Source organism: Blautia sp. HCN-20427 (assembly GCF_037890365.1).
Lineage (GTDB): Bacteria > Bacillota > Clostridia > Lachnospirales > Lachnospiraceae > Blautia.
Genome location: NZ_JBBKBX010000043.1, coordinates 1 through 11,928 on the forward strand (window position 1 = coordinate 1; position 11,928 = coordinate 11,928).

Consider the following 11,928-nt stretch of genomic DNA (forward strand, 5'->3'; position numbering starts at 1 on the left):
GTTGAGTACTAAACTATTTGGACTTTGTAGTGATGAGTCTATTATCTCACATTGGATGATTTTGAACAGGTACTTGCTATTTTGCGTTTACGTTACAATTAATCAATTCCAAGGGTGCATAAATATCTCTTACTCCTCCACCCTTGGCAAAATTCATTGTATCTCCATATCTAAAACAAAATATCTCTACTAATCATTATAGTTATTCTCAATCCAATTCTTTGCAATTAATAAGTCAACATCTTTATGTATATCTATAGACTCATCAATTTCATATGGCACGATTTTATCTCCCATGAATCCCCATGGCTGTTGTCCTTCTTTACCAGATTTTAAATAGTCTACTCTCAGCACCCAGAAGTTATGTGATAAAAATAAACAGGACGGTAAATCTTGTCTGTTTGTTGACACCTTTCCAGAAGAATTTTTTTCATACATTTCCAAAGTCCCATCGTTATTTATAGTTTTTGCTCTTAATGGATGATGATCATTATCTTCATATACTGGAACCACTGCTGTAACAGAATTATCTTTCTTCATTATTTCAACACAATCTGTTATCCACTCTGTTTTAATTGTTACATTATTAGCTAACAACACAACAAGAATATCTGGATTTTCATCATTTTCTTCTATAACATTTAATGCATGCATAATACAATCTATATGCTGTGCTGATGGTGAAGCCAATTCAACCGGACGCACAATTCTTTTATAACCTTCTTTTTCTGCTGCACTTAAAATTTTCTCATCATCGCTGCTACAATACCAGTCATCAATAAGGGATCATTTTCGTGCTGCATGTGCTGGATAGTATAAAACAGGATGACCTAAAACATCCAAAATATTTTTGTCCTGCAGTGTATTATTTCCTCTCCCTGTAAGTAATGCAATTGTTTTCATAGAATTATCCTCCTTGTTTTTTATATATTAATCTTATAGATTCACTTAAATATTCCTATTTTAATTTTTTCAAACAGGTTGCCAATGGCAATATTCTCCCTTTTGTAATTTTGTTTGACAATATAATGCTCTCCTTAAACTCTGCATTTTTTCGATAAACAAAAAGATAAATAACATTGGGAACTATGCAGCATATAATCATACGTCCCAATATCACAAACCACTTGTTTCCTACAATAACGAGACATATCAGATATGTTATTATTGCCCCAAACAGTGTTACAACCACATAACGAAATATCTGCCCTAAATAATCCAATAATTTATTTTTATCAAAAATCACTGTAAAAATATTATGTAACAGCCATGGTGTCCCAATTAATATCATCGACAATACTGTTGATAAAATGACTCCATATATACCACAGCGTTTGACCAGAATAACATTCATTCCTAAATTTGCAAGTGCAGTAATCAACGGCCTCCAACGATCTTCATGCCACATACCTGCTGCATCTTTATAGGTATTCAAAAGCTGATTAATTTCGTACAAAAAATAATATATACAAAGACAAATAACAACACCAAATTCTAATTTCATAGATTTTCCAACCCATATATCCATAAATGGTTGGAATAAACATAAGAAACAAATCGAACAAAATCCTGCAATCCACGAAATAATAAAGGTAAATTTCTTTAAATCATAATAATTTTTTTCCTTTGTTTCCACAATCAGACTATTTCCTATTCCAGCAGTACAGGCATTAAAAATAATGGTTACAAATCCAATTATAGATGTTAAGATAAAATAATAATTTTGATATATTGCTAAGGTTGTAAGACCCAAAAAGGCTGAAATGACTATAGAATCTGAAGAATTCAATACCACAGCACCAAGCTTAGAAGTAAATAAATCTCTAATACGCTGATTAATTTTTATAATATAATCTTTTGATAATTTACCTTCAGCCTTGTAATTAGGATATTTCTTAGAAACTACAACAGCTGTAATAATATTAGTTACCGCTTGCATAAACAGTGACACAATCAAATACGCATAATAATTTTTTATAATCACGAGCACAAAAAACTGCAACAAATACTGAATTGTATTTGTTATGAAAGTCACTTTGCTCATAATGTCTACTCTTTGATGGGCTTGCAATAATGAATTCTTATATGCGAATAGCCAATAAGAAAGTACCGTAGCTGATAAATTCAGCAAATATAGCACATATATATTCATCCCTTTTGGAATATCGCTTTTTATCAAATATGGTATAAATGGCAAACATATAACACCCACTACTGCTATAATCAGTCCTATAATACGATAATATATCTTATACAATTTCATCAACGCACATATCGTGGTTGAATCATCCTCTGCAATCGGTTTATACATACTAAAAACCATTGCACTACCAACACCTAATTCTGCAAGGTTCAATACCTGTAGTATAGATGTAAATAAACTATTCAATCCAAGATACTGTACACCCATAAAATAAATCATGGCCGTACGCATTATAAAGGGCAAAAGTATTTGATATGCTTTTAGTATAGAACCAAAAATCATATTTCTAACAGCATTCTTGGTACGTTCTATTCTCATGTTAATTTTCTCTCCACTATCAGTATGTTTATCACTTGCATAACACCAACTTAACTAGATTAACCATATATGTTTCAAAGACACCTATATGCATATAAATCCAAAATATAGATTTTTTAATCATACTTATATTGTTATACTGTGTATGATAATAATAGCCGCTTCTTGCAACTTGTAAAATCTTTTTATAATTAGCATCTGGAACTCCGCGCTTTCTTTTATGATTGTGAATATAGGAGCAATCATTCAATCTATATGTATCAAATCCTATTTTTTGTAACCGCTTACTTATAATATTTTCTTCATTGTATAAAAATACTTTTTCATCATACATACCTGCTTCAATTAATGCACTCATCCTAAAACATGTAAAACACCCCGAAACAGCATCAACTTTTTGATATTTTCCAATCATTTTATAAGTATTATTGCTTTGAAAAAAATATTTTTTATAAATCCAAGAACAAAATTTTAAATCTTCAATATATTTAGGAAATTTCCATGCACTCACACACTCTTCTCCTAAAATGCCAAATTGCCGTGCCGAAACCGCCCCGCATTTATCATTCTTTTGTAAAAATTCTATACACTTTTTTATAAGTACTTTATCAAACAGGACATCACTGTTACATATAAAAACATATTCTGTACTCAATTCTTTTGCGATTTTCAAGCCATAATTATATCCATACGAATAACCACCATTTTTTTTGCTCTGGACAACTCTAATTTTATTATTTTTTAAATCACAAAGTTTCTCATATGACCCGTCATTTGACATGTTGTCTACTATAATAATATTATCAATAATGTCTATTCCCTGTGCTTGTTCACATATTTTTTTGCAGCCTTCAACATCCTTATAATTCAAAGTTATTAAAGTAATTGCCATACGTTTATTCCTCCTAAATCACGCAATAGTTTTTACTACCACCTTGTAATCACTACCAAATAGCTTTTAAATGGTTTTATCCCATAAATCTGCTGGAAATGAATCTATTAAACTCTTTCGCATTGCTTCCAAATCAGGAATTTCCATAGGTTCCATACTCAATGCTTCTTCTAATGATAATGCCATTTTAATATTGCATCGACCAGTTGAATAATACCAATCAAAATACTTAATTATCTCTTCTTCCATTCCTTCACTCAAAAATATTGCTGGAATCCCATATGTTTCAGCAAGAATAATACCATGTAATGAAGAAGAGATTATTAGCTTTGATTTAATAATTTCATTGATAAAAAATTTATAATCATCCGTTTGTGTGTCTATGTAATGAATACCCTCCTTCTTTTCGGAATTCTTATGAAAAAGATGATAGATTACTGAAATATCATATTCCTTCTTTACATTTTCAGGTTGATAAATCAGCTTCATCAAAACAGCCGGATCACCAAATACATCTGGACACTGATACCCAGCAATGTCCATTACAAATTTTGTAACAGGACCACGTACTGCCCGTATGTCATATGATATCTTTTTGCAATTATTGATTAAGTTTTTTGTAATATTCACACGATGAATTCCTGTCCCCCATATTACAGCATCAAATGGCATTAAACCAATTAAAGATCCGACTGTCATCAAATGAATCCTTTTGGGAATCGACACATCTTTAGACAATCCATTTTTTTTCAGCATATACTCATATATAACCGGAGCCAACGCATCTCCAATATTTACTTTACTTTTCCAGTATTCTAAAATTATTTTTCTATTTGGAGATTTCTCACCGCCAAAGGATTTACTGTTTCTTAATAAACGACTTTTAATTCCAAACACGTTACTGTCACCTCTTGATTTGCAATCTACAAAATATTCTCATCTACGCTTAATAAAATTTGCTATCCTAAACATATTCAATAATAAAAAAGGGGAAATATATGCTATATTTAGATACATACGTTTTCGAGATAAAATATATTTGTTTTTGCTCCCAAATCTATATCTTCCACGCATGGATTCCTTTAAAGATTTAAGCTCTTCATGATATTTTATCTCTATTTCTTTTATATTTTTGCTATAAATTATCTTCCATAATATATTCGCCATATTCTCAGAAAAACGATATTCTGCTGCATCTCTTAATGAACTGCTATATGACATTACAATATCATAAACAATATTTCCGCTTTTTACATTATCCCAAATCTTAGGTTGTAATCCACTATGCATTGCGCTTCCTTCTCGTTGGCGATAAAATAACAAGGATTCATTCAAAAAGCCTATTCTATCACAGTTACCCAACAACTCCATTAAGAATATGGTATCTTCCCCTATTGCAATATCTTCTGGAAACTTGCAATCCTTTATTACGGATTTTTTATATATTTTATTCCACGGAACACAAGATGTGGTTAACAACATCTCTGCTGCACATATTTTATCAACACAACTCGATTCCTCATACATCATCCATTTATTACTATTGCCCGTCCTATCATCATAAAAAGAATAATTGCAGGTCACAAAATCTAAATTGTTTTCTTCAAGATATTCTATCATCCGAGACAAATAGTGCTTATCCACCCAATCATCCCCATCGATAAACGCTATATATTCCCCACTTACCTCACGGATTCCTCTATTACGCGTATATGATACTCCATGATTCGTATGATGCAACGCACGTATATATGGATATTTTGATGCATAAAACTCCATAATCTCACCACTTTTATCCGATGAGCCATCATCTAGTAAAATGATTTCATAATTGGGATACTCCTGTGCAATTAAAGAATCCACACATTTTGATAAATATTTTTCAATATTATAAACAGGAATAATTATACTGACTTTTTTATCGTTCATACAACTCTCTCTATTCATGTTCATCTATTTCTCTATTTAACAGTATCTAAAATCTCATAGATTTCTTGTTCCGAATCTACAAACTTCACATATCCTTTAAAATACTTTTCAAATGTTTCAAGTCCAACCCACATTATCTCAGATGTATAATCTTTAGTAACCATCTTTTTAAGTGAAACAGATGGACATCCGCCAAGCATAGAAGCATTAATCAATGCAGTGGAATCTAATCCAAACATTGCTACTGGTTTAACCTCTAAATTAGTAAGCAATGTTTCTAATGCCAACTTTTCTGATGAAAAAATAGGAATGCCCCATTTATCGTATTTTTCCAGTAATTTTTCTCTCGGATGTGTTTTAACATACAATTTTATTCCTTTATCTTGAAGAACTCTTTGGAGCATTTTCAACATATTTTCGTACTCCGACATATTCCACATTTTATCTTCTTCCCAGACAAACGATAGGAAAATTGCATATGCTTCCTTTTCGTATTGAATTGGTTTGCCACAATACTGCAAATAATTTCTGACGGAAATTACAACATTCTGTTGTGGCTTAAGCTCACCATTGACGTCCTTTTTCATCATATACCGATCTATAGTTTGTGAGTTATCCCAGTTTTTCATAGAACTGTTTAGTATCAATTTATCCATAACTTCTTTTATAAATGGCCTTGTGGAAAGTCCATCACGCTGTCTCGTCAATTTTTTAAAATCGTCATCGTAATATTCCATTAGCCCTTCATCTGTACGAATAAGATATACTTGCTTTCTACCTTTTTTCTGTATACTTCTTCCCAACTCAAATTGATAATCAAGAGGAGAAATTATGTGAATTGGCTTAATTCTCTTAATTTTTGAACTATTTTGCTTCTTCTCAAAATCTATCTCATCTTGATATAATACTTCAATATTTGCATTCTTTATTTCCACGACGTCTTCTTTTTTTAATACATATCCACTTTTCGGATGTTTACCCAGAACAATCACACCATTTACTTCTTTATTTTGGGCAATCTCTGCAATATAGGCTTCTACATTAATTAAATGCCATGGTGTAACCACACTGGCATAAAAATCATAATTTGACTTTGCCAACATTTCAGCTAGTCTATTTAAGTCCTTATGTATAAATTTCATTATACCCTCCTCATTTTAACCTTTTTTATTTCTCAGTTATTTCCTGATTGAATGTTCTCTGCCTTAATCGGGGCATAACTTTATCTTCTATATTTTCCCTTGATTCTATAATTACACAAAGTATTACAAACCCAATATGAGTTGTATAGCATTCAGGAAATAGCGTCATAATTCCTATGAATGAACGTAACAGCATGAATATATAAATTTTTCTGCCATATTTATAGGAATCATGCATCAACCAAATAATGAATACTAGAATCCATGCCAACATAATAAAACCATAGTAAAATACTAACCCAAATATCCCGTTATCATCATAGGTAATTCCTTCTTCATATCTTATTCCGGTTACAGTTTCAGGCCAATCAATATTCGCATATCCACATCCCAAAATAGTATTTATCGGTGATTTTAACACTTGTTCTGTATAAAATTCACGACCCACCTCACGAATTAAGGTTCCAGGGTCAACAGCTGTTTTTCCTATAACTGAATCTACCAAAGAAACTCCATATGCAGAATTCAAAAAAGCAATTCCTACTACTACTGAAATACCTACTATAGCAAGTTTCTTTTTTGATAGTTTTGATAACAAAATCATTAATAAGCTTGGAACTACAAGTATGATTGTTGATGTTCTTCCTTTATTAATAAAAATGATAACAAACAATGTACAGACAACAAATAAAATGCTTTTCAAACACTTTTTTTGAGTTAATATCTTTTTTAGATTATAAAAATAGGATATGCACAAAAAGGACTGTGCCACAGCTATTCTTAATGTTCCATACCGAATGCTGTTTCTGACATTTAAAAATAAATGTTCTGGTCCCACTATAAACTGAATAATTACGATAAACATATATATGAAATTAATAGTGTCCAGCATTTCCAGTATTTGCCTAATGGTAATTCGTCCACTTTTAACCAGACGATTAATTGGAAAATACATAAACATAGAAACTAACCAAGCACGCTGAGCCCTAATTCCCATAAATAATGGCTGCCCATAACTTAGCTTTGCCATAAACGCTGAACTAGCAACTAATACAGCAACAAATATAATCATCCATCCATATCTGTTTTTATTTCTATTTTTGCAAGTGAAAAATACATAAAACCAAAATATCGCTTCCACAACAATTGTTATATCCGCAATATCTACTGGCAAATTTGGAATTAGGGTAAACCCTTTTAAATTCAATAAAATTATTGTTCCTATAAATAGCATATATTTATTTATATGTAGTTTCATCGTCATCCCTTCTTCACAAGAGTCTATAAATACTTCTATATCTGCTATCTCTAACTCATAATTCAAAAACAGAATTCTCAATTAACTTGTCTAGACTTTGTGAAAAGTTTTCTATTGAATACTTTTTTGCAGAATTGACTGCATTCATTCCTATTTCATTTAATTTATTATGATTTTCGGCATAAAATATTCTGTTTAAAAGTTCTGATAGCGCGCCTGTCTTATTGTGGTCTAAAATAAATCCATTAACACCATTGTCAATAATTTCAGGAATTGCACCACGGTCATTACAAATACAAATTAATCCAGCTGCCATTGCTTCAATTATCGTAATACCAAATCCCTCTTCCAATAATGGCATATGAATAAATATATCTGATTCTTTCAAAAGTTCGGCTACATCGTTCCGTGTACCCCAAAATGAAACTTTTCCCTCTAAGTGCTTTCGTTTCACATATTTTTCCAATTCCTCTCGGTAATCACCATCACCAACAATCATAAAATAAAATTTTGTTTCCGGCGAAAGATTGCTTAGTTCATCAAGAGTTAGCTGTACTCCCTTTTTCTCTATTAGTCTTCCTACATAAATGATTTTTGAATAAGACTTCCTTTTCTGTATATCTGAACTAAATTTTTCAGTATTAACTCCATTATAAATTACTCTTATCTTATCCTCTTTTATCTTAAAATAATGTACTAAGCTTTCTTTCACAGAATTGGAAATTGCAACAATACGGTCTGCCTGATATAACCCCTTAGATAATACTATTTTTCTAAAAAAGAGCCCCTTTTCTTCTAGACGCAAGATTAATGCTGCATTACTATGTGCATACATTACCGAACGCAATGATTTATACTTCAGCTTTAAAGCCCAGATATACATGTACAAAATAGGAGAAGAATGATGCTCAACAATAACATCTATTTTATGTGCCTCACACAACCCAGAAAGTGCTTTAAATGTTCCAGGTATATCTAATTTAGAGTTATTTATTTCGTATACTATATCTCCATTCTTTTTCATCTCCTTGCAAATCGTTCGTGTTTTACCCAAAAGAAAAACAAACACATTTTTATGTTGCGAATATTGTGCGTATTCCTTGCATAAAACTTCAATACCTCCCACTCCTCCTGACGCTAATAAGTGCAATACATTCATAGGACAATTCCTTTCATACTTCACAAATAAAATCCATTTTCAAACTTTTAAACAAATATTATAACAATGGAATAGCGTTTCAATGATTATTTAAAACACTTAAATAGATTTTCTCCAACTTCTTATAATGATTTTCTTTTGTATAGCTATTTAAAAACAATTTATAGGAATTACTTTTTAACTTTTGATATTCTGCTTCTGTTAATCCTTCCATCTTTTCTATTTGTTCCTTTAAATCTTCTGGACTTCCACTTTTAAACAAATACCCATTTCCGTCTACTAACTCTGGAATTCCTGCAATATTCGCTCCAATAATAGGTCTTCCCATCTGTAAAGCCTCGATTGCAGAATATGGTCCATTTTCATACCATTCAGAAGGTAATATTACTGCCTTTGCATTACCAACAATGTCTTTTAAAGGTTGTCCAGACATGAACCCTAATACTTTAATATTGGTTATACTCTCTGCTGAAATATATTCTTCAATATCACTCTTTATCGGTCCAGTTCCCACAATATAAAGCTTAGCATCTATTCCTTGAAAAGCTCTCAGTAAAGTTAGAACTCCCTTTTCTTCTGAAAGACGTCCAAAGTACAAATAATACTCTTCACAATCATTCGTTTTGTTTATTTCTGGCTTTTCCGTATCCAGAAAGTTCGGAATATGTACAACTCGTTTACCCGGTATTCCAAATTCTTCGAATTTCTTTTTATAAAAAGCACTTGGAGTTATAATTTTATCTATTACATCGTAACTATGCCGCCACTTATGGATATACCCTTCTGCTACGTTAATACAACTTTTTGCAAAAGATTCCTTCACACACTTGTTCACTGCACATCTGTAATATTTTTGCCCTTTACATTCTTCACAAATTTGTCCATGATGCATCATTTTATAATTTAAACACAACATTTTCAAATCATGAGCGGTATACACTGTCGGTAAATTATATTTTTTTATAACATCTAAAATTGAAGGTGACAACTGGTGCTGAAAAATATGTAAATGAATAATATCCGGCCTTGTAGCAATTACCAATTGCTCAAATTTTTTCTTTGCCTCCTTAGAATATACAATATTGAATCCTGCTTTTAATTGTTTTTGCAAGCCTCCCGCAGAATTATAATTTACATTTTCAACAAAATATTTACTATATTTTGAGGAGAAATTTTTCTCATCCTGCATGGAAAAATCTATAACAGTATGTCCCTGCGCTTCCAATAAATGTTTCAAGGCAAAGTAATATGTCTCGCTTCCGCCTTTTATGTAAAAAAATTTATTCACCATTAAAATTTTCATCTATTTATCCTCGCAAAAACACTGTTCATATAATTTACAAATTCTTTCCCATGTATACTCTTCAGCAACACGTTTTTTCGCTTTTTTCCCCAATTGCTTAATTTCATTCTCTGACATACTATCAGCTTTATTAATCAAATTTGCGAGATTCCCTTCCTCTCTGCTCCAATACAACGCACTGTCTTCAGCCACCTCTTTATTAAATCCTACATTTACCAGAAGATTTAAGTCTGTGCTTCCAAGAGCCTCTATTAAAGAAGGATTTGTCCCTCCAACTGTATGTCCATGAAAATATGCATACGCATTCTCTCGAATTTTTTTTAACAATTCTTGGTCATAAACGGTACCAACGAATTTTATACGTCTATCCTGTTTAAACTGCAACTTCTGCTCTAATTCGTTCAAGAATTTTTCATTTACGTTTTTAATAATTGCAAAGTCCCGTTTTGAATTAGATTTCATGAACTCTCGAATCATTATTTCAAAAGAATTCTCTGGCACAAATCTTCCTACTACCAAATAATAGTCTTTCTTAGCAAGCCCCTTTTCCTGATACCAATTTAAAAGTTTCTCATCACTATCTGTCAATTTACTCAATGTAAGGTCTGCTCCATAAGCAATAAATGTTGTCTTTGGACTTCTTCCCTTTATTCCTTTTCCGTCATAGCTCTCATGAATATACTTTTCAATATTAACAGAGTCGCAGATGGATAAGTCACTGTATTTCACCATCATTTGTTCAGAAATCTTCCAATATTTACGAATCATCGGCGACCATTTTGCGCGTAACCATTCATGCCCGTCTGGATTCAGGAACACCTTACCACCGAGATTGTGAATTTTCTTATAAAAATACCTTGCAAATGGCCCGATTCGGCAGGCCATAATATAAACAATAGGATTTGCAATTCTATTGTTTTTGATATACTTGCAACATGCATTTAAAGCTGCGACATCATAATAAATTGCCTGTGCTGCACCAATCTGAGGCACATGGATTTTAAAACAATGGGCATTATGGAATTCAAATTCATTATCTGAAATTTTAACAACACCCTGTTCTTTTGTTTCGTCCATGCATCCATCACCATTTGCTTTACAGGCCACATGATATTTAATATTTTTATTATTTTGATGGTATTCTGTCAGTTTATAGATAAACGTTTCATATCCTCCATATGCTCCTAGACTTTTTGCACCCACCAGAAAAACGTGTTGAACATCTTTTTTATACTGCATAGCGAAACTCCTATTCTCCCTCGTATGTCTTATTTCGAACCAGACCCTTTAAACACCACCATTACGGTCTTCAAAAGAATCTTAATATCCATCCCTATATTCCACTTCTGAATATAATCCATATCCAACTTTACAACTTCCTCAAAGTCTGTGATATCACTTCTGCCACTCACCTGCCACATACCAGTAAGTCCCGGTTTCATTGCCATTCTTCCTCTGTGGTGCGGTTCATACTGCTCCCATTCGTCTACAGTCGGCGGTCTGGTTCCTACCAGACTCATATCACCTTTTAAAATATTCCAGAACTGTGGAAATTCATCAATGGAGGTCTTACGGATAAACCACCCCAGACCGTGCTTTGTTCCATCCGGTCCGCTGCCAATGATTCTGGGGTCTGCATCCATCTTAAACATAAAGCCTTTCTGTTATTCGGTAAATTAAACGCTGTCTTTTCCGTCAGATTAAAACGGGTCTTTCAGAGCACC

10 protein-coding genes and 1 pseudogene are annotated in these 11,928 nt (G+C 32.2%); all 11 read right to left on the reverse strand.

Going from position 1 to position 11,928, the window contains the following annotated elements; all coding sequences use genetic code 11:
* Window positions 1-189 precede the first annotated feature (189 nt).
* A complete protein-coding gene (locus WKT17_RS15835; RefSeq protein ID WP_291683700.1) occupies window positions 190-705 on the reverse strand; it encodes a CMP-N-acetylneuraminic acid synthetase in 516 nt (171 codons plus the stop codon).
* A 253-nt stretch (window positions 706-958) separates the two neighbouring features.
* Window positions 959-2,521 (reverse strand): lipopolysaccharide biosynthesis protein, encoded by a 1,563-nt coding sequence (locus WKT17_RS15840; protein ID WP_340273634.1) that lies wholly within the window; start codon window positions 2,519-2,521, stop codon window positions 959-961.
* A gap of 31 nt (window positions 2,522-2,552) precedes the next feature.
* A complete protein-coding gene (locus WKT17_RS15845) occupies window positions 2,553-3,413 on the reverse strand; it encodes a glycosyltransferase family 2 protein (RefSeq protein ID WP_291683702.1) in 861 nt (286 codons plus the stop codon).
* A gap of 66 nt (window positions 3,414-3,479) precedes the next feature.
* Complete coding sequence (locus tag WKT17_RS15850) at window positions 3,480-4,310, reverse strand: polysaccharide pyruvyl transferase family protein (protein ID WP_291683703.1); 831 nt, start codon at window positions 4,308-4,310, stop codon at window positions 3,480-3,482.
* Between the two features lie 39 nt (window positions 4,311-4,349).
* The gene (locus WKT17_RS15855; protein WP_291683704.1) at window positions 4,350-5,342 is read right to left on the reverse strand and encodes a glycosyltransferase family 2 protein; all 993 of its coding nucleotides are present in this window, start codon (window positions 5,340-5,342) and stop codon (window positions 4,350-4,352) included.
* Between the two features lie 32 nt (window positions 5,343-5,374).
* The gene (locus tag WKT17_RS15860) at window positions 5,375-6,484 is read right to left on the reverse strand and encodes a polysialyltransferase family glycosyltransferase (protein WP_291683705.1); all 1,110 of its coding nucleotides are present in this window, start codon (window positions 6,482-6,484) and stop codon (window positions 5,375-5,377) included.
* Between the two features lie 25 nt (window positions 6,485-6,509).
* Window positions 6,510-7,808 (reverse strand): hypothetical protein, encoded by a 1,299-nt coding sequence (locus tag WKT17_RS15865; protein WP_291683706.1) that lies wholly within the window; start codon window positions 7,806-7,808, stop codon window positions 6,510-6,512.
* On the reverse strand, window positions 7,798-8,901 hold the full coding sequence (locus WKT17_RS15870) for a glycosyltransferase family 4 protein (protein WP_330026681.1): 1,104 nt from the start codon (window positions 8,899-8,901) through the stop codon (window positions 7,798-7,800). The genes WKT17_RS15865 and WKT17_RS15870 overlap by 11 nt, the downstream gene beginning before the upstream one ends.
* A gap of 79 nt (window positions 8,902-8,980) precedes the next feature.
* Complete coding sequence (locus WKT17_RS15875; protein ID WP_291683776.1) at window positions 8,981-10,204, reverse strand: glycosyltransferase; 1,224 nt, start codon at window positions 10,202-10,204, stop codon at window positions 8,981-8,983.
* Entirely contained in the window at window positions 10,205-11,443 is a 1,239-nt protein-coding gene (gene cps2T, locus WKT17_RS15880; RefSeq protein ID WP_340273642.1) for a beta 1-4 rhamnosyltransferase Cps2T, read from the reverse strand.
* 29 nt (window positions 11,444-11,472) lie between these two features.
* A pseudogene (locus WKT17_RS15885) lies at window positions 11,473-11,862 on the reverse strand (sugar transferase); the annotation flags it as partial.
* Window positions 11,863-11,928: the final 66 nt, after the last annotated feature.